Below are 19,042 nucleotides of genomic sequence, written 5' to 3'. Positions count from 1 at the left end.
TCCTCCGGCGCTTTGGACGGCGCCGCCAACGTTTCATCGGGTGCGGTGGCGACTCTTGTGGCCCGACATGAAAGGCGGTCCCGAGGTTGGGTGTTCGACACCGACGGCGGCCGGCGCCGCCGGTTAGCTTGCTCAAACGAGACGGGGCGCAGCGGGCGGCCCGCGTGTTCAGGAGGACCAGGTGACGGAACGGGTGGCGGACGTGGTCGTCGTGCCGGTCGGGACCGATGGGGCGGTGCCGGCCCCGGTCGCCGGCTTCCTCGCGGAGGCCGGCGTTGATGTTGACGTGCACGCGATCGGGGCTCGCCTCGGCCCGGCCGAGCCCGGCGACGTGGCCCGGGTCCCCATCCTCGACGGCCCCGACCTCGTCTACGTGACCGTCGGTGATCCCCGGCCGGGTCTGGCGTTCGACCACGTGCGGGCGGCCGCGATGGCGGCGGCCCGGCACTGCGGATCCGCGCCGGCGGTGCTCGACGCGATCGGGTGCTGGGAGGCCGACCCGGATTGCGCGGTCGCCGCGGCGGAGGGCTGGACCCTCGGCACGTACCGATACCGCCCCGACTGGACCGTCGCCGACCTGCTCGCCCGGCTCGACCCCGGTCCGCGTCGGCACGGGGGACCGGAGCATGCCGTACGGGAAGGGGTCGCGCTCGGCGCGGCCGCCAACCTCGCTCGGGACCTGATCAACACGCCGCCCGGCCAACTCGTCCCGGCGCGGCTGGCGACCGTGTGCCAGGAACTCGGCGAGGCGCTCGGGTTCGAGGTACGCGTACACGACGCCGCGACGCTGGAGCGCGAGCAATTCGGCGGCATCGCCGGCGTGGGCCGGGGAAGCGTGCATCCGCCGTGCCTGATCGAGCTGCGACGCGGAGGCGACGGCCCGCACACGGCGCTCGTCGGCAAGGGCATCACCTTCGACGCGGGCGGCCTGTCGCTCAAGCCCACCCGGGGCATGCTCACCATGAAGGCGGACATGGCCGGCGCCGCCGCCGTTCTCGGCGCCCTCGTCGCGCTGGCCCGCCTGGGCTCCGACGCGCCGGTGCGGGCCTATCTGCCGTGCGCCGAGAACATGCCGGGCCCGGACGCGGTCCGGATCGGGGACGTCCTGCGCCATCGCGGTGGCCGGACCGTCGAGGTGACCGACGCCGACTGCGAGGGACGGCTCGTGGTCGCGGACGCCATGGCGTACGCCGTGGAGGCCAGCCCTGCCGCGATCGTCGACCTGGCGACGCTGACCTCGGTCACCGGCCTCGGCCCCGACATGTGGGCCGGTTTCGGCACCGACGACGCCCTGCTGGCGCGGGTGCTGGCCGCCGGCGGCGCGGCCGGTGAGCCCGGGTGGGCGATGCCGATGTGGGAGCCCTACCGGGCCACCCTCGCCTCCGACGTGGCGGACACCCGGAACTTCGACCCGGACGCGCCCCAGCCGTACGGCGCCATCACCGCGGCGCTGTACCTCGAGCCGTTCGCGTCCGGCGTGCCGTGGGCGCACCTCGACCTCGGGCTCACGGTGATGCGCCCGGCCGCCGACGCCCGGTGGGCCGCAGGCGCCAACGGCCGCGGGGTGCGCCTGCTCACCCGCTACCTGACCGCCGGCGCGCCGGCACTGGAGGAGGACGCATGAGCGTCGTGGACGGTCCCTGGTTCGACGACCTCGCCGTCGGCGACACCTTCACCGCGCCGGCCGTCACGCTGGATGCCGGGCTCCATGCCCAGCACCGGGCGATCCTCGGCGACCGGCTCCGGCTCTGCCTCGACGAGACGCTCGCCGAGCGGGTCACCGGACGTCCCGGCCTCGCGTATCCCGGCGTGGTCTGGGACGTGGCCGTCGGCCAGTCGAGCGTCGTGACCCGCCAGGTGGTGGCGAACCTCTTCTACCGGGGGCTGCGGCCGCGGGCGACGCCGTACCTCGGCGACACCCTCGTTACCTCGACCGAGGTCGTCGCTCTCCGCCGGGTCCGGTCCCGGCCCGACCGGCCCGAGCGCGGCAAGGCGGTGCTGAGCATCGTGACCCGGGACCAGACCGGACGTGTCATCCTCGCTTTCGACCGGTGCGCGCTGCTGCCCTGCCGCGACGGGTCCGGGCCGGCCCCGGAGGCGGGCCCCCACGTCGACGGCCTTTTCACCGCACCGTCCGTGCCGGACGTGGCGACGGCCCCCGACTGGCTCGCGCAGTGGTCGCTCAAGCCGCTGGCGCCCTCGCCCGGCGGTCCGCCTGCGGCTGGCGACACCTTCGAGCTAGCGGCCGGCGACGTCGTCTCGAGCGCGCCGGAACTGGCGCGGCTCACCGTCAACATCGCGGCGGTGCACCACGACGCGGAGGCCGCCGGCGGCCGCCGGCTCGTCTACGGCGGGCACACGATCGGGCTCGCGCTCAGCCAGACCTGCCGGATGGTCCCGGGGCTGGTGATCGTGACCGAGTGGTTCGCGTGCGACCACGTCGCGCCCGTCTTCGAAGGCGACACAGTGCGCAGCCGCGTCACGGTGCGGGGCGTCACGCCCTACCGGGACGGCACCGCGATCGCCGTGCTCAACACCCAGACGTCGGTGGCCGGTCGCGGAGCCGTCCTCGACTGGACCTTCGCGGCGCTGGTGGCATGAGCACCGTACGAGGCCCGGCCTGGCTCTTCGTCCCGGGCGACCGCCCTGAGCGCTTCGCGAAGGCCGCGAGCGCCGCCGACCAGATCATCTGCGATCTGGAGGACGCCGTGGCGCTGACTGCCAAGCCGGCGGCCCGGGACCACGTCGCGGGCTGGCTCGCCGTCGGCGGATCCGCCTGGGTACGGGTGAACCCGGCAGGATCACCGTGGCATGCGGACGATCTGCGCGCGCTGGTCGGCTGCGCGGGCCTGCGGGGCGTGGTCGTGCCCAAGGCCGAGTCGGCGGCGGACCTGCAACGCGTGTGCGACCTGCTCCCGGTGCCGTCGGCGGCCCTCGTCGAGTCCGCCGCCGGCGTCGAGCGAGTCGCCGAGATGCTCGCCGTCGAACGGGTGGAGCGGCTCATGCTGGGCACTGTCGACCTCGCCCTCGATCTCGGCTGCGAGCAGGAGTCCGACGTCGTCAGGCAGGTCCGGAGCCGGCTGGCTCTGGAGTCCCGCGCGGCCGGGAAGCCCGCGCCGGTGGACGGGGTGACCATGGCGCTGCGGGACTACGACGCCACGTTCGCCGACGCCGGGCGAGCGCGCCGCGAGGGCTACGCGGGCAAGCTCGCAGTCCATCCGGTCCAGGCCGGCGCGATCCGGGCCGCCTTCGCGCCGTCGCCGGAGGAGGTGTCCTGGGCGCGCGAGGTGATCGCGGCGGCCGGGCAGGGTGCGGTCGCCGTCGGGGGCGTCATGGTCGACGCCCCGGTCGTCGAGCGCGCGCGCCGGATTTTGGCCGGCTCGGCCATCGATGAGAAAAGGGGAACTGGGGACTGAGATGGCGCACTTCGAGAGTAACGTCCTGTGGAACCCGGCGTGGTCGGCCCTCGACGGCTGGGCGGAACGCCCTCCGGACGCGATCGAGCACTTTCACCGATCGATCCCGGGATTCGCCGAGTCCGCGCTGGTGCCGGCGCCGGCGATCGCCGACCAGGTCGGCGTCGCGCACGTGCTCGTCAAGCACGAGGTCGAGCGCCTCGGCCTGCCGTCGTTCAAGGTCGTCGGTGCGAGCTGGGCCGTCAGCGTGGCGATCGCCGGCCACATCGGCCGCGTGCCCTTCCCGACGTTCGACGCGCTCGCCGAGGCGGCCGGCGCCCTGCGCGCCTCGATCGTCCTGTCGGCCGCCACGGACGGGAACCACGGCCGCGCCATCGCGTACCTGGCGCGCCGGCTGGGCCTGAACAGCCGGATCTTCGTGCCCGCGGACATGGCCGAGGCACGCGTCGATGCGATCCGCGGTGAGGGCGCCGAGGTCGAGGTGGTCGCCGGATCGTACGACGACGCCGTTCGCCGGTCGGCCGAGAGCGCGGAGCGGGACCGGCCCGACGGTCGGCACGAGCTGCTCGTCTCGGACACGTCGTGGCCCGGGTACACCCGGATCCCCGAGGCCGTGGCCGCCGGCTACTCGACGATCTTCGCCGAGACCCGGCGCCAGCTCGCCGCGGCGCTCGGCTCGGACGCGTCGATCGACCTGGCGCTCGTCCCGGTGGGCGTGGGCGCGTTCGCCTCGGCCGCGGTCCGCAGCCTCGCGAGCGGGTCGTGCAGCGTCGTCACCGCTGAGCCGGCGGCGGCCGACTGCCTATGGCAGTCCCTGGCGGCCCGGGAACGGGTGACGGTGCCGGGACCGCACGAGTCCACGATGGCGGGGCTCAACTGCGGCGAGGTCTCGCTGGTGGCATGGCCGGCGCTGCAGCGGGGCGTCCGTGCCGCCATCCGGGTCTCCGACCTCGAGGTGGCCGCGGCCGTCCGCGACCTCGCCGCGCTCGGCGTCGCGACCAGCGAGAGCGGCGCGGCCGGCCTGGCCGGTCTCCGGCGGCTGCGGCTCGACTCGCGGGCGGGTTCGCTGCTGCGGCCCAGATCCACGCTCGTCCTCTTCGACACCGAGGGGGTCACCGATCCGGCCGGATACGAGGCGGTCCTGGCCGGATCGTCGACGGCGCGGGGTCGTACCGAAGAAGGGTCGGGTCATGTCGCGGGTCGATGAGCTCATCGCGTACCTCTCCGAAGCCGTTCCCCGCGAAGCGAGGTCGCGGGGGATTCCGGGGGTCGCCGTAGGGTTGTGTGATGCCGACGGCGTCCTGTGGGCCGAGGGGTTCGGCAGCGGCATCGGCGTCCGCACCATGTTCAGCGTCCAGTCGACGTCGAAGCTGGTCACCGCGACCGGCGTGCTGCTGGCCGTGCAGGAGGGCCTGGTCGACCTCGACCAGCCGATCCTGCGCCACCTGCCGGACTTCACCGTACACAGCGACTTCGAGGAGCGGCCCGAACGCCGGATCACCCTGCGCCACCTGCTGACCCACACCGCCGGCTTCACCCACGAGGCGCCGGTCGGGTCCAACTACGAGGTCGGCGACGCCACGTTCGAGGAGCACCTCGCCAGCATCCCCGAGACCTGGCTGCGGTTCCCCGTCGGCCACCACCACGAGTACTCCAACCTCGGGATCGACCTCGCCGGCCAGGTGGTGGCTACTGCAGCGGGTGAGACGTTCGCCGAGTTCATGCGCGGGCGGCTGTTCGAGCCGCTCGGTCTCACCCGGTCGACGTTCGACTTCGGCGCCTTCGACGGCGACGAGGACCGGGCGCTCGGGCACTCCCGCACGTTCGCCCGCGCGGGTCGCGACGTGCCCCGGCGAGTGCCGATGGTGCCTTCGGGCGGTCTCTACACCAGCGTGGCGGATGTACTGCGCTACCTGCGATTCCAGTTGCGCGAGGGCGACGGCGTCCTACGGCCCGAGTTGGCCCGGCAACACCTGGACTTCCCGAGGCTGACCGAGGAGCAGACCCAGGGGTACGGGCTGGGGCTCTACGTCGACCGCTGGGCGCCCGGGGTCCGGGTGCTGCACCACGGCGGGGCCGGCTTCGGCTTCCTCTGCCAGGTGTTCTGGCTGCCGGACCTCGGCATCGGCGGTGCGGTGCTCACCAACTCCGTGGACCACGACCTGCAGAACGAGCTGGCGGCCGACATCGTGCGGCGGCTCGCGGACGGCCACGGCTCGCAGGCCACCCCACCCCCGGCGGCGACTTCGCCTTACCCGCGGGACGCGGCCGGCCGGTACGTCGGGCGCCTTGGTGACATCCGGGACATCGTCGCCCGCGACGGCGAACTTCACGGCGTCGACGGCCGGTCCGTGTTCCTGCGCGACGCGGCCGGGCACGTCCGTTACCAGCTCGACGCCGCCACCGGCGATGTGCGGTACCGGACCGCCGTGCCCGAGCTCGGCCCGTCGACGCTCGAACCCGGCCTAGCCGGCGACTACGAATCCCGGGTCGGGGAGGTGCCGATGGCGCCGTACCGCCTGCGGCAGGACGGGGACCACGCCGTGATCGACCTGCCCAGTGGGGGCTCCCTCGACGACCCGATCACCCTGCAGCTTACCGCCGCCGGCCCGGGACGCTACCTGTCCGCGACCGGCGAGGTGCTGACGGTCGGCGACGCCGGCCCGGCGTACGCCAACATCCCCCTGACCCGGACCGAGGACTGAGGTGACCCTGATGGGTAAGGTATCCGCGCTAGAAGGCATCGAGATGCGGCGGCTCCGGCTGCCCCTGGTGTCGCCGTTCCGCACCTCCTTCGGCACCCAGACGACCAAAGACGTGCTGATCCTCCGCGCCGTCACCGCCGACGCCGAGGGCTGGGGCGAGTGTGTCGCCGCGCAGCACCCGCTGTACGCCTCGGAGTACGTCGGCGCGGCGATGATCACGCTGCGCGACTTCCTCGTGCCCGCGCTGCGCGACCTGCCCGCCATCGACGTCAACCTCGTCAGCGCCGCGCTGGATCGCTTCCGCGGGCACCGGATGAGCAAAGCGGCGCTCGAGATGGCGGTCTGGGACGCCGAGCTACGGGGTCTGGGGATGCCGCTGAGCCGCGCGCTCGGCGCCGTCCACACGTCGGTGCCGGCGGGCGTCTCGGTCGGCATCATGGACACCCTCGACGAGCTGGTCACCGCGGTCGGCGCCTACCTGGCCGACGGATACCGGCGGATCAAACTCAAGATCGAGCCAGACTGGGACGTCGCGGCGGTGCGCGCGATCCGGGACGCGTTCGGCGACATCCCGTTACAGGTCGACGCGAACGCGGCGTACACGCTCGCCGACGTCGACCAACTCCGGAAACTGGACGATTTCGACCTGCTGCTCATCGAGCAGCCGATGGCCGAGGAGAACGTGCTGGGCCACGCCGAGCTGGCCCGCCACCTGCGAACCCCCATCTGCCTGGACGAGTCGATCACCTCCGCCCGGGCCGCGGCCGACGCGATCAGACTGGGCGCGTGCCGTGTCGTCAACATCAAGGCCGGCCGGGTGGGCGGCTACCTCGAGGCCCGGCGCGTGCACGACCTCTGCCAAGCCCACGACGTCCCGGTCTGGTGCGGCGGCATGGTCGAGACCGGCCTGGGCCGCGCCGCGAACGCCGCCCTGGCCGCCCTGCCCGGCATGCGGCTACCAGGCGACATCTCCGCCTCGTCGCGCTTCTACCACCAGGACATCACCCCACCCCTCGAACTCAGCGACGGCTACATGTCAGTCCCGGAAGGCCCAGGCCTGGGCGTCACCCCCGACCCCGAAGCCCTCGCCGCAGCAACAGTTCACACCGAGTGGCTACCCCTATAGGAGGCCGCTGAAGAATCGGCGTGTCGTCTGTAGTGATTTATACCGAGATGCGATGATTTCTGGGTGCGGGGTGTGGAGCGTGCAGACCGGGAGCTTCTCGACGCCGCCGCGCTGGTGGGTCATCTGGTGCCCGAGGGCAGTATGTTCGCGTTTCTGGCCGAGCATCGCGGTGCGCTGTTCCCGGACGAGCAGTTCGCTGATCTGTTTCCGTCCGGGAAGGGCCGTCCATCGATGCCGGCGTCGGTGGCGGCCTCGATCCTGACGTTGCAGACGTTGCTGGACCTGTCGGACGCCGACACCACCGAACGCACGCACCACAGCGACAGCGACAGCGACAGCGACAGCGACCAACGCCGGGAGTGGTACGGCGATTCGCCTACGGCACCGGTGACCTGCGCGACGCGATCGGCGCCACGAACACGATGCGGTACTGCGCACGACCCGCCGCGACTGGGCAACCAACCCCGCGCTGCGCGAACGCTACATGCGCCACCGACCCAACGTCGAACGCGTCATCTCCCAACTGGCCGGCCGCGGCGGACGCCGCCTCAAACTGCGCTACCAAGGCACCGCCAACAACCACGCCTGGCTCAAACGCAGCACCGCCGCGCTCAACCTCCGCAACCTCATCAACCGCGGCCTCACCCGCACAGCCGGGACCTGGGCCCTGACCACCGCCTGACGACCCCGGGTCCCGGACGGCCCAGACACACCCCACCGGCCTACCCACACATTCGACCGACCACCACGCACCCGGACCACCCACCAACCTCGGGCTGAGCAGACCGATGAAACGCTGATATTCAGCGGCCTCATAGACAGCGGCGACCGCTACCGCCCATCCCGCAGTGACCCCGAAGCCCCGTAAAGATGGTGCTGCCGCACCAGATCGAGCAGGCCGATAGTGCCGTGGAACAAGATCGGGCCAACCGGCCGTGGTTAGAATCACGGCTGTGGGGCGCCCGGAGCAGCCAGAAGCATCCGTCGTGGTAGACGGACCGTCGATCACGCTGGCCCGGATCCTGGAGGACGCCGGCCACACCCTGCTCCGCCCGGCGTTCGACGGCCAGGACCTCGACCGGATCGTCGACGGCCTGGTGATCTTCGACCCGGCCGACCAGGTCGCCTGGTCGCGGCGCCCCCTGGTTCTTGCCGTCGGGGTCCAGGCTGGTGAGCAGCTCACCGCCCTCAGCGAGCGGGTGGCACGCCAGGGCGGCGCGCTCATCGTCCACGAGAGCGCCGTCGCCTCGCTGACCGGCCCGCGGACCGTCGCGCCGGTGCTCGCGCTTGGCAACGAGAACTCCTGGATCCAGCTCGCCGCGACCCTCGCGCCGCTGGTGAACGGCTCGTCCGGCCCCGCGCTCGCGGCGCCGCTCGGTGGCGTCCCGACCGGCGACCTGTTCGCCCTGGCGAACGCCATCGCCGAGATCCTCGACGCGCCGGTCACGGTCGAGGACCGGGACTCCCGGGTGCTCGCCTTCTCGATCCGGCAGGAGGAGGCGGACCCGTCGCGCATCGGCGCGATCCTCAACCGCCAGGTCACGCCCTGGGCCACGCAGGATCTCACCGAGCGCGGCGTCTTCCGCCAGTTGTACCGCACCCAGGAGCCGCTCTTCGTCGATCCGCCCGAGAGCGGGTACGGCGGTTTCACGATGCCCCGCGTCGTGCTGGGCATCCGGGCCGACGACGAGATCCTGGGCTCAGTGTGGGCCGCGGTCCCCGGTCCGCTCTCGAACGAGCGGATGCAGGCCTTCCGCGAGCTGCAGGGCACGGTCGCCGTGCACCTGCTGAGCCACCGCGCGAACGCCAACGTGGAGCGCCGAATGCGTTCGGACCTTACCGCCCAGGTCCTGGCCGGCGGCCCGGAGGCGGAGGAGGTCGCGGCCCGGCTGGGCCTGCCCCGCCGCCCGATGCTGGTGCTCGCGGTCGCGCTCCCGGACGGCGAGGACGAGCCCGCACGCCTGCGCGGCGACCGCGCGGCCGAGCTGCTGCGCATCGGTGACGCGTTCGACATGCACCTCGGCACCGTCCAGCCGGGCGCCTCCGCCGCGCTGGTCGGCGACATCGTGTACGGGATCGTTCCGCTGCCCCCGGCCGCCGACCCGCACTCGGACCGCGGTCAGCGGATGGCGAAGGACTTCCTCGCCCGGGTAGGGCGGCGGTCCGCCGCGGTGATCGGGGTCAGCGCCGTCGCGCCCGACGCCTACGCCCTCCCGCGGGCCCGGGAGGAGGCCGACCGCGCGCTGCGGCTGGCCCGCAGCGCGCAGCAGGGCGACCGCGTCTGCTCGACGGTCGAGCACGCGTACGAGCTGCTCATGATGGAGATGACCGACCTGGTGTCGGCGCGGGGGATGGGCCTCAGCGGGCCGCTCGCCCGCCTCGTCGAGCAGGACGAGCGCCACGGGTACCTGGTGCCGACACTGCGCGCGTGGCTGGACCACTTCGGCGACAACATCGCCGCGTCGGCGTCGCTGCACGTCCACCCCAACACGTTCCGCTACCGCCTGAAGCGGGTCGCGGAGGTCTCCGGGATAAGCCTGGACAACCACGACGAGCGGCTGTCGCTGATGCTCCAGTTCCGGCTCTTCATGCGCTCCTGACCGGCAGCCTCGTCGCGCGGCGCTACCCGGCGCCCGCAATTTCGTGCCGCGACACCAGCGCCGCCGCCCCCGGACTTGTGACGATCAGCGGTGTCCGGCATCCAGGCAACCGACGAGAGGACCGGTGTGAACCGCTATCTGACTGTCGACGACATCCGGCGGATCGACGTACCCAAGCAACCGGCGATCAGCCCGGACGGCAGCGCGGTCGCCTACGTCGTCCAGACCGACGACCTCGACGCGGACCGCGTCGAGCAGACCCTGTGGCTGGTGCCCACCGGCGGCGGGAACCCGCGCCGCCTGACCGACGGCGTCGGCGACTGCGCCCCGGCCTGGTCGCCGGACGGCCGGCTGCTCGCCTTCCTGCGCACCACCGACGGCCGGCCCCAGATCTGGCTGCTCGACGTCGGGACGTCCGAGGCGCGGCAGCTCACCCGCCGGCCTGGCGGAGCGGGCGCCCCGGCGTTCAGCCCGGACGGCTCGCGGCTGCTGTTCACCGCGCCGACCGATCCCCCGGAGTCCGAGGGCACGTGGGCGTGGGGCGCGCCGGTCGTGAGCCGTCGCCTCGACTACTACGCTGACGGCGCCGGCGTGCTGAGCGCCCCGCGGCAGCACATCCACGTCGCCGACGTCGGCACGGGCGGATGCGAGCAGATCACCGCCGGCGAGTGGAGCGCATCCGGGGCGGCCTGGTCGGCGGACGGCACCCGGATCGCCTTCTCCGCCGCCATGTCCGCGGACGCCGACCTCACCCGGCAATCCGCCGCGTACGCCATCGACCTCGGCGACCCCGGACGGGTCCCGCGGCCGGCGGGCCCGGAATCCGGCAGCGCCGGGCCGCTCGCCTGGACGGGCGACGGCACCCGGCTGCTGGTCTGCGGCCACCCGGAGGGGCCCGCGCGCTTCACCGGCCTGCTCCTCGTCGATCCGGCGGACGGCACGGCCCGGCACCTCACCGAGCAGATGGACCGGCAGGTCATGTACGGCGCGCCCGGTTATCCCGGCTCGACGCCGCGCGTGGTGCCGCAGCTCGGGACGGTCCTGTTCTGCGTGCGCGAGGGCGGCTACGTCGTGCCGTACACGATGCCCGAGACCGGCGGCACCCCCACCGCGCTGCTCGCGGCGCCCGACCAGAACGTCTCGAGCCTGAGCGTGGCCGGCACACTGGTCGCGTTCCTCGGCAACGGGCCGGACACGTTCGGCGAGATCTACGTCCTGGACCTCACGACCGGCACGTCGACCCAGCTGACCAACCATCGCGAGCGGCTCGGCGACCGGCGTCTGGCCCCGCGCGCCGAGCGTACGTTCACCATCTCCGATGGGACGGCCGTCACCGGATGGGTCATGCGCGACCCCGACGCCACCGGCCCGCAGCCGCTGCTGCTGGACATCCACGGCGGCCCGCACAACGCCTGGAACGGCGCCGCGGAGGCCGTGCACCTCTACCACCACGAGCTCGTCGCGCGCGGCTGGACCGTACTGCTGCTCAACCCGCGGGGAAGCGACGGCTACGGCGAGGAGTTCGCCCGCGCCGTGAGTGGCCGGTGGGGAACCTCGGACACCGCGGACTTCCTCGAGCCCCTCGAAGAGCTCGTCGCCGAGGGGCTCGTCGACAACAACCGCATCGCGGTGACCGGTTACAGCTATGGCGGCTACATGACCTGCTACCTCACCAGCCGCAGCGACCGGTTCGCCGCGGCCGTCGGCGGGGGCGTCATCAGCGATCTGCGCAGCGCCGCCGGCACGACCGACAACCGGCGCGCCCTGTCGACCAGCGAGTGGGGCGGCGCGTTCTGGGCGGACGCCGAGAACTACGCGGCGATGTCGCCCATCACCCACGTGGCCGACGTACGCACTCCCACGCTGCTCCTGCACGGCGGTGCGGACGTCCGCTGCCCGCTCGACCAGGCCAGGCAGTGGCACACGGCGCTGCGCGAGCTCGGCGTGCAGACCGAGATCGTGATCTACCCGGAGGCGTCGCACAACATGCTGTTCAACAGCCCGCCCCGGTTCCGGCGCGACTACAACGCCCGGGTCGTGGACTGGGTGACAAGGTACGCCGGCTGATGCGCGTCTCGGGGATTCTGGCGGTGCCCGGCATCGGCACCTACAGCAACGACGACCAGGCGGCGATCAAGGCCGGGGCGGTACGCGACGGCTACTTCTACGACGGCCCCGCGCTCACCCCAGGCTACCGCGCGATCCGCCAGCCCAGCGAGTCGCTGCAGATTCTGCTCTTCCTCGACGACGACCGCGTGGCCACCGGGGCCGGGGTGTCGGTGCAGTACGCCGGCGGCTCCGGACGCGAGCCCGTCCTGCTGGCGGAGGCGGCCCACGACCGCTGGCTGCCGGTGCTGCGCGACGTCCTGCTGGACGCGACCGTGGACTCGTTCCGGGAGACCTCCGCCCTGATCGCGCCGCTCGGGCTGCCACGAGCGGTCGCGTACGGGGTCAGCCAGGCCCTGCTCGATGCGGCCGCGAACGCCACCCGGCGCACGATGGCCGAGGTGGTCGCCGCCGAGTACGGCGGCGCTGATCCGATCGGTCCAGTCCCGCTGCTCGCCCAGTCCGGCGAGGACCGGCGGGGCGCGGTCGACCGGATGGTGCTGCGCCGGGTCGAGAGCCTGCCGCACGGGCTGATCAACAACGCCGATCTGCTCGTCGGGCCCGGCGGCCACCTGCTGCTGGACTATGTCGGCTGGGTACGCGACCGGGTGCTGGCGCGGCGCCCGGACGACGACTACCAGCCGGTGATCCACATCGACTGCTACGGCACCCTCGGCGACGTCTTCCCCTCCACGGCCGAGGTGGCCAGCTTCCTCGCCCGGCTGGCCGAGAAGTGCGCGCCGTTCCCGCTGCGCGTCGAGCAGCCGATGCGCGCGGCGTCGCGGGAGGCCCAGATCGACGTCCTCCTGCGCCTGCGCAAACACGAAACCGGCGTCCAGATCGTCGCCGACGAGTGGTGCAACACCCACGAGGACGTGCTGGCCTTCCTCGACGCGCGGGCGGCCGACATGATCCAGATCAAGATGCCCGACGTCGGCAGCCTCGACGACGCCGTGCGGTCCGTTCTCGCCTGCCGGGCCGCGGGCGTCGCGGCGTACCTCGGAGGGTCGTGCACCGAGACCGACCTGTCGGCCCGCATCGCCACCCACGTCGCGATGGGCGCGGGCGCGGACGTGCTGCTGGCCCGGCCCGGCATGGGCGTTGACGAGGCAGTGATGGTGACCAGGAATGAGATGGCACGCACCCACGCGGTCATCGAGCACAGGAGCAGACGTGACGGGACTCAGTGACATCAGGATCATCGCCGTCGAGCAGTACGGCGCCGGCCCGTTCGGATCGTTGCACCTCGCCGAGCTCGGCGCCGACGTGATCAAGATCGAGGACGCGCGTACGGGCGGCGACATCGGGCGGCATGTCCCGCCGTTCGCCGAGGACGACGACAGCCTCTTCTTCCAGAGCTTCAACCGGAACAAGCGCAGCATCTGCCTCGACCTCTCGGTTCCGGCCGGCGTGGCGGTGCTGCACCGCCTCGTCGAGGGCGCCGACGCGCTCATGTACAACCTGCGCGGGGACGTGCCGGACAAGCTCGGCCTCCGGTACGCCGACCTGAGCCACCTCAATCCGCGGCTGGTGGTCTGCTCGCTGTCCGGTTACGGGATGACCGGGCCGCGGCGGGCGGAGCCGGCGTACGACTACGTCGTCCAGGGTCTCGCCGCGTGGATGGACCTGACCGGCGACCCGGCCGGACCGCCGACCAAGAGCGGCCTTTCGCTGGTCGACTACTGCGGCGGAGTCGTCGCGGCGATGTCGTTGCTGGCTGGGATCCACGTCGCCCGGCGCGACGGCGTCGGCGGCGAGTGCGACGTCAGCCTCTTCGACACGGCGATGGCGATGCTCTCCTACCCGGCGACCTGGTTCCTCACCCGGGGGCACGAGACCCGCCGCAAGACCCGGTCGGCGCACCCCTCGGTAGTGCCGTTCGGCGCCTACCCCACCGCGGACGGCTGGTTGATGCTCGCCTGCGTCAAGCCGGTGTTCTTCGAGCGCCTGACCAAGGTGCTGGGCGTCGCCGAGGTCGCCGCCGATCCCCGGTTCGCGACGCTCGCCGGCCGCCAGGCGCACCAGGCCGAGCTGGACGCGGTGCTGGACTCCGCCCTGTCCCGGCACGGCACCGACCACTGGGTCGGCCTGCTGTCGGCGGCGGGCGTGCCGTGCGGCCCGGTCAACGGGCTGCGCGAGGCCTTCGAGGAGCCGCAGGCCGCGCAGCGCGGCCTGGTCGTCGACACCGACCACCCCAGCTTCGGTACGGTACGGCACGTGCGCACGGCGGGACGCGCCTGGTGGGAGAACCCGGCGCCGGACCGCGCGCCGGGCCTCGGCGAGCACCGCGAGCAGATCCTGCGGGAGGAACTCGGCATGAGCGCCGCGGAACTGGCCGATCTTGCACGGGGCGGCGCCTTCGGCGGTGAACGGTGAGCGGCGCTCCCGCCGCCGTGGTGGCGCTCGCCGCCCGGCTGAACGCTTTCACCCAGCTGATCGAGGACGGCATCGCGGCCGAGAAGAACGGCCCGATGGCGGGCTGGACCATCGCGGTCAAGGACAACATCGACGTCGCCGGGACGGTGCGCACCGACGGGCTCCGCGGCCCGCATCCGCCCGCGGCGGTGACCGACGCGGAGGTGGTGCGCCGGCTGCGGGCCGCCGGCGCGCGGATCGTCGCCAAGGCGAACCTCGAGGAGATCAGCTTCGGGGCGACCACGCAGAACGACACGTGGGGCGCCTGCCGCAACCCGTGGGACCCGGACCGGATCCCCGGCGGCTCGAGCGGCGGGTCGGCCGTCGCGGTCGCCGCGGGCCTGGTCCGGCTCGCGATCGGCACGGACACCGGCGGCTCACTGCGCAACCCGGCCGCGTTCTGCGGGGTGACCACGCTGCGCCCGAGCCACGGGCTGGTGCCGACGCTGGGAGTAACGCCGCTGAGCCCCAGCATGGACGTCGTCGGGCCGCTCGCGCGTAGTGCGGCCGAGGCCCGCATCGCCCTGGAGGTCATGGCCGGCACGGGCTCGCGGCCCCTTCCGCCGCGGGACCTGTCCAGCCTGACCGTGGCCGTACCCGAGCAGTACTTCCTCGACGACCTGGAGCCCGCGGTCGCCGCCGGCTTCCGCGACCTGCTCGACCTGCTGGGCGCGCACGGCGCGAAGATCCGGCGGGTGGCCCTGCGCGACGTCGATCGGGTGCACCAGGCGATGGCCGCGCTGCAGAACTCCGAGGCGATCCGCCACCTCCGGCCGTACTGGCACGACGCCCGCGTCTGCGCCGGGATCAAGGGGCGGATCGAGGCGGGCCGCCGGGTCACCACCGAGGAGATCGAGAGCGCGCTCGCGGTGGCCTTCGTTTGGCGGGCCCGGGTCGACGAGGTGCTCGCCAAGGCCGACGTCATCGCCGTGCCGGCCACGCCCTTCGTCGCGCCCGTTGCCGGGGACGGCGATCTCACCCTCGCCAGCCGGCGGATCAACCAGCTCACCGGCTGCTGGTCGGTCACCGGCCTGCCCGTCCTCGGCCTGCCGGTGTCGCCCTCGCCGGCCGGGCTGCCGGTCGGCGCACAGCTGGTCGGCCGGCGCGGCGCCGACCGGGCCCTGCTCGTGGTGGGCGAAGCCGTGCAGGCGGTCAGCGACTGGCATCGCCGCCGCCCGCCCGGCGCGCTACCCGACGATGCCTGGTAGTGCCGCGGCGACGTGCGCCTCCAGCAAGGGCAGAGGCAGCTGCCCCGCGCCGAGCACCACGTCGTGGAACCGGGCCAGGTCGAAGCCGGCACCCTGCCGGCGCTCCGCCTCCCGCCGGATCCGCACGATCTCGAGCCGGCCGACCAAGTAGGCCAGGGCCTGGCCCGGCGTCACGATGTACCGGTCGACCTCCGCGTCGATGTGCCCCGGGCTCAGCGGGGAGTGCTCGGCCAGGAAGCGCTTGGCCCGCTGCCGGCTCCAGCCCTTGGCGTGCAGGCCGGTGTCGATGACCAGGCGGCAGGCCCGCAGCGAGTCGAACGACAGCATGCCCAGCCGGTCCAGCGGGCTGCTGTAGAGGCCCATCTCGTCGGCGAGCCGTTCGGCGTACAGCCCCCAGCCCTCGAGGAAGCCGGTGACCGTGGTGGTGCGGCGGAACTCCGGCAGCTCGGTGAGCTCGGCGGCGAGGCCCATCTGCAGGTGGTGCCCGGGAACGCCCTCGTGGAAGGCGAGGGCCTCAACCTCGTACCGGGCCCAGGCACGCGGATCGGAGACGTTGATGACGAACGTCCCGCCCCGCGAGCCGTCCTTCGGCGCAAGCATGTACTGGCCGAGCGATCCGCTCGTCGCCGCCTCGACCGCGCACGCGGCGCGCGGCAGCCGCCCGAACCAGCCCGGGGCGCGGTCGGTCGCCCGGGCCAGGGCGACCTCCGCGGCGCGTACGAGGCCGGCGGCGTCGTCGAAGTGCAGGGCCGGGTCGTCGCGCATCCTGGCCATGACGGCGGGCACGTCCGAGGTGCCGAAGACCTCCCGGCCGAGGGCGGCGTACTCCTCGTCCAGGGCCGCGACCTGGGCGAGCCCGATCTCGTGGATGCGGTCAGGGTGGAGGTCGGTGGTGGTGTGCGAGCGGACCAGGGTGGCGTAGACGCGATCGCCGTCGTCGAGCCAGCACAGCCCGCACCGCTCGTCGGGCCGCGCGGACGGCGCGACCTCCCGTGTCAACGCGTTGGCATAGTCGGCCAGCGCAGGGCGCACCACCTCGCCGACCACCGCGCGCAGGTGATCCGTGCGCGCGGCGCGGTCGACGGCCAGCAGCGGGTCGTCCTCGAGCGGGGTGTGCAGCCACTTCCGCACCCTGTCCACGGTGTCCGCCACGGCGAAGGCGACCGGGGTACGGCCGGCCGCGCGGCCCGCAGCGAGACGCTCCAGCCTGTCGCGCAGATTGCGCGCGAAGCCGCGGTACTTCTTCGGCAGGGCGCCGGCCACCTTGGCGGACGGGAGCGCCAGCTTGGCGACCCGGCCCGGGAACTGGGTCACCGGCCCGAAGAGCGGGTCGACGTCGAGCTCGGCGAACCGGTGTTCGAGCACGTCGGCTCTGGTCGCGGCCTGCCAGGCGAGGACCGCGCCGTCAAGCGAGACGGGTGTGCCGTCCGGCGTACGGGCGAGCGCGGCGGCGGCATGTGCCACCTCGCGCAGCTCGCGGAGCTCGGCCGCCTCGGCCGTCGCGCTGACGTCCTCGAAGTGCCCTGCCACCGAGTACTCACCGATCAGGTGCGCCCAGGTGGGCGCCGTGCGGTACCGGAGCTCCTGGTACCGCTTGCCGAGGCTTTCGACGTCCATCAACCCGGACCCCTCCGTCATTTGATCCATGTTTCACCTAGTCGGGTACGGTCTGGCGGACGACGTTAAAGTGAGGGGCGACCGTGGGGCTTGGGTCTGGCCACGATCGAGCACGGGCACCTTTGTGGGCTTGGACAAGAATCGCTGCCGCGCTGTGGCTTCAATCGTGGGTTACATCACCCAGCGCCGAGCTGGCTCGTCCCGCCGGCCGCAGAGGAAGTCACACGCCAATGGTCCGAAATCGCCCTTTTCGTGTCTCGATTTCCGTATTGTGCTCGACAGTCGCGCTGGCTGCCTGCTCCAACGGTGGGAGCACCGGTAGCTCGTCCGGCGACGACTATGCCGACGGCGGCTCGCTCACCATCGCGATCGACAGCGACCCCGGTGCGCTCGACCCGCAGCGCTCGGTCAACGGCGTCAACAAGATGATGGCCGTCTTCGCCTACGACACGCCCGTCAAACTGCTGGACTCCGGCGAGGTGGCGCCCAGCGTCGTCAAGTCGTGGACCGGCGAGGGAACCTCCTACACGCTGACCGTCCGCGAGGGCGTCACCTGCTCGGACGGCTCGCCGATGGACGCGCAGACGGTGGCCGACAACATCAACTACGTGGCCGCCGAGGGCAACGGCTCGCCCATGCGCGGCGCCGCCGTTCCTGCCGGCGCCACGGCAACGGCCGACAAGGCCGCCGGCACCGTCGCGGTCAAGCTCAAGGAGGGCGCGCCCTTCTTCTTCCAGAACCTGGCCGAGCTGCCGCTGGTCTGCTCGAGCGCCATCAAGAACCGCGACTCCCTGAAGGCCGCCTCCGCCGGCTCCGGTCCGTTCGTCCTCTCCGGCGTGCAGGCCGGCAACCAGTACACGTACACCCGCCGCGACGGGTACTCCTGGGGGCCGAACGGCGCCTCGACCGCCGAGAACGGTATGCCGGCGAAGGTGACCTTCAAGCTCGTGACGAGCGCGACCACGACGGCCAACCTCCTGCTGAGCAAGGGCGTCAACATCTCGTACCTCTCCGGTGCCGACACCCAGCGGCTCAAGGCCGCCAAGGTGTTCTCGGACGGCGGCAGCATCATCGACGACGAGCTCACCTTCAACCAGGCCGCCGGTCTGCCGACCGCCGACGTCAACGTCCGGCGCGCGCTCGTCGGCGCTCTCAACATGAAGGAACTGGCCCAGGTCGCCACCGGCGGCCTCGGACAGGAGGCCAACGGGCTGCTGACCGACCCGAAGATCTGCAGCGGTGACACCGTCACCCCGAACAAGCCGGCGTACGACGCGGCCGCCGCGGCGGCGCTGCTCGACCGGGCCGGCTGGACGGCCGCCGGCGGCGGAGCCCGGGCCAAGGACGGCAAGCCGCTCGAGGTCGCGTTCGTCTACGACAACGAGGACACCACGACCGCGGCGGCGGCCGAGTACATCGGCCAGAAGTGGACGGCGCTGGGCGTCAAGGTGGACCTCAAGGGACAGTCGTTCAACGCGCGGTCCGATGTCGTCTTCGGCGGCAAGGGCCCGTGGACCGCGACCCTCATCGGCCTCGGCGTGTCCAACCCGGCCACGCTCGTGCCGTTCTTCTCCGGCGCCACCCCGTCGCATGGCGGCATCAACTACGGCTCGATGCACAACGACGTCTTCGACAGCTCGATCAAGGCGGCGCAGGCGAAGTCCGGCACCGGCGGCTGCGCCGACTGGAACGCGGGCGAGGGCGCCCTGATCAAGGACGCGGACATCACCCCGATCGCCGTCTCGCCCTACCTCTACTGGGGCAACGGGGCCAAGTTCGACGTCGTCGCCCGCGTGCTGGAGCCCACCTCGCTCCGGGTTCTGCGCTAGGCACGGCGGGGAGGATGGGA

At 72.8% G+C, this 19,042-nt stretch carries 14 protein-coding genes and 1 pseudogene; 14 read left to right on the top strand and 1 reads right to left on the bottom strand.

The features are described 5' to 3' along the window. Positions 1-181: 181 nt before the first annotated feature. From IMZ11_RS25575 to IMZ11_RS25515, 13 genes and pseudogenes are all read left to right on the top strand, one after another. A complete protein-coding gene (locus tag IMZ11_RS25575) occupies positions 182-1,624 on the top strand; it encodes a M17 family metallopeptidase (RefSeq protein WP_228644899.1) in 1,443 nt (480 codons plus the stop codon). Continuing rightward, positions 1,621-2,601 carry a MaoC family dehydratase gene (locus IMZ11_RS25570; RefSeq protein ID WP_031169926.1) on the top strand — a complete coding sequence of 327 codons (981 nt, stop codon included), beginning with the start codon at positions 1,621-1,623 and terminating at the stop codon, positions 2,599-2,601. The genes IMZ11_RS25575 and IMZ11_RS25570 overlap by 4 nt, the downstream gene beginning before the upstream one ends. Next, positions 2,598-3,416 (top strand): CoA ester lyase, encoded by an 819-nt coding sequence (locus tag IMZ11_RS25565; RefSeq protein ID WP_228644897.1) that lies wholly within the window; start codon positions 2,598-2,600, stop codon positions 3,414-3,416. The genes IMZ11_RS25570 and IMZ11_RS25565 overlap by 4 nt, the downstream gene beginning before the upstream one ends. A gap of 1 nt (position 3,417) precedes the next feature. After that, the gene (locus IMZ11_RS25560; protein WP_228644895.1) at positions 3,418-4,623 is read left to right on the top strand and encodes a pyridoxal-phosphate dependent enzyme; all 1,206 of its coding nucleotides are present in this window, start codon (positions 3,418-3,420) and stop codon (positions 4,621-4,623) included. Continuing rightward, the gene (locus IMZ11_RS25555; RefSeq protein ID WP_228644893.1) at positions 4,607-6,121 is read left to right on the top strand and encodes a serine hydrolase; all 1,515 of its coding nucleotides are present in this window, start codon (positions 4,607-4,609) and stop codon (positions 6,119-6,121) included. The genes IMZ11_RS25560 and IMZ11_RS25555 overlap by 17 nt, the downstream gene beginning before the upstream one ends. A 10-nt stretch (positions 6,122-6,131) precedes the next feature. Then, the gene (gene menC, locus IMZ11_RS25550; RefSeq protein WP_228644891.1) at positions 6,132-7,247 is read left to right on the top strand and encodes an o-succinylbenzoate synthase; all 1,116 of its coding nucleotides are present in this window, start codon (positions 6,132-6,134) and stop codon (positions 7,245-7,247) included. A gap of 63 nt (positions 7,248-7,310) precedes the next feature. Further along, a pseudogene (locus IMZ11_RS25545) lies at positions 7,311-7,553 on the top strand (IS5/IS1182 family transposase); the annotation flags it as partial. A gap of 178 nt (positions 7,554-7,731) precedes the next feature. Next, positions 7,732-7,929, top strand: a complete 198-nt coding sequence (locus tag IMZ11_RS25540) for a hypothetical protein (RefSeq protein ID WP_374462728.1) — start codon at positions 7,732-7,734, stop codon at positions 7,927-7,929. A gap of 304 nt (positions 7,930-8,233) precedes the next feature. Beyond that, positions 8,234-9,847 carry a CdaR family transcriptional regulator gene (locus IMZ11_RS46320; protein WP_228644889.1) on the top strand — a complete coding sequence of 538 codons (1,614 nt, stop codon included), beginning with the start codon at positions 8,234-8,236 and terminating at the stop codon, positions 9,845-9,847. Positions 9,848-9,973: 126 nt separating this feature from the next. Further along, positions 9,974-11,914 (top strand): S9 family peptidase, encoded by a 1,941-nt coding sequence (locus IMZ11_RS46315; RefSeq protein WP_228644887.1) that lies wholly within the window; start codon positions 9,974-9,976, stop codon positions 11,912-11,914. Next, positions 11,914-13,143 (top strand): methylaspartate ammonia-lyase, encoded by a 1,230-nt coding sequence (locus tag IMZ11_RS25525; RefSeq protein WP_228644886.1) that lies wholly within the window; start codon positions 11,914-11,916, stop codon positions 13,141-13,143. The genes IMZ11_RS46315 and IMZ11_RS25525 overlap by 1 nt, the downstream gene beginning before the upstream one ends. Beyond that, positions 13,127-14,329: a CaiB/BaiF CoA-transferase family protein gene (locus IMZ11_RS25520; RefSeq protein ID WP_031169941.1), complete on the top strand. Its 1,203-nt coding sequence runs from the start codon at positions 13,127-13,129 to the stop codon at positions 14,327-14,329. The genes IMZ11_RS25525 and IMZ11_RS25520 overlap by 17 nt, the downstream gene beginning before the upstream one ends. Next, entirely contained in the window at positions 14,326-15,576 is a 1,251-nt protein-coding gene (locus IMZ11_RS25515) for an amidase (protein ID WP_228644884.1), read from the top strand. The genes IMZ11_RS25520 and IMZ11_RS25515 overlap by 4 nt, the downstream gene beginning before the upstream one ends. Here the strand turns inward: IMZ11_RS25515 and IMZ11_RS25510 are convergent. After that, positions 15,556-17,223: a DUF885 family protein gene (locus IMZ11_RS25510; RefSeq protein WP_228644883.1), complete on the bottom strand. Its 1,668-nt coding sequence runs from the start codon at positions 17,221-17,223 to the stop codon at positions 15,556-15,558. The genes IMZ11_RS25515 and IMZ11_RS25510 overlap by 21 nt on opposite strands. 239 nt (positions 17,224-17,462) lie before the next feature. On the opposite strand from IMZ11_RS25510, the gene IMZ11_RS25505 reads away from it, so the two are divergent. Next, the gene (locus tag IMZ11_RS25505; protein ID WP_228644880.1) at positions 17,463-19,022 is read left to right on the top strand and encodes an ABC transporter substrate-binding protein; all 1,560 of its coding nucleotides are present in this window, start codon (positions 17,463-17,465) and stop codon (positions 19,020-19,022) included. Positions 19,023-19,042: the final 20 nt, after the last annotated feature.

The sequence above is a fragment of the Microtetraspora sp. AC03309 genome (genome assembly GCF_020826795.1).
In the GTDB taxonomy this organism is placed as follows: Bacteria; Actinomycetota; Actinomycetes; order Streptosporangiales; family Streptosporangiaceae; genus Microtetraspora; species Microtetraspora glauca.
The sequence above is the reverse complement of the archived record's forward strand: the minus strand, read 5'-3'. Positions and strand labels throughout refer to the sequence as shown.

Excerpts from the sequence above, each read along its gene's own strand:
- IMZ11_RS25570 (WP_031169926.1), top strand. The coding sequence starts at position 1,621 with ATGAGCGTCGTGGACGGTCCCTGGTTCGACGACCTCGCCGTCGGCGAC.
- IMZ11_RS25565 (WP_228644897.1), top strand. The coding sequence starts at position 2,598 with ATGAGCACCGTACGAGGCCCGGCCTGGCTCTTCGTCCCGGGCGACCGC.
- IMZ11_RS25560 (WP_228644895.1), top strand. The coding sequence starts at position 3,418 with ATGGCGCACTTCGAGAGTAACGTCCTGTGGAACCCGGCGTGGTCGGCC.
- IMZ11_RS25555 (WP_228644893.1), top strand. The coding sequence starts at position 4,607 with ATGTCGCGGGTCGATGAGCTCATCGCGTACCTCTCCGAAGCCGTTCCC.
- menC (WP_228644891.1), top strand. The coding sequence starts at position 6,132 with ATGGGTAAGGTATCCGCGCTAGAAGGCATCGAGATGCGGCGGCTCCGG.
- IMZ11_RS25540 (WP_374462728.1), top strand. The coding sequence starts at position 7,732 with ATGCGCCACCGACCCAACGTCGAACGCGTCATCTCCCAACTGGCCGGC.
- IMZ11_RS25525 (WP_228644886.1), top strand. The coding sequence starts at position 11,914 with ATGCGCGTCTCGGGGATTCTGGCGGTGCCCGGCATCGGCACCTACAGC.
- IMZ11_RS25510 (WP_228644883.1), bottom strand. The coding sequence starts at position 17,223 with ATGGATCAAATGACGGAGGGGTCCGGGTTGATGGACGTCGAAAGCCTC.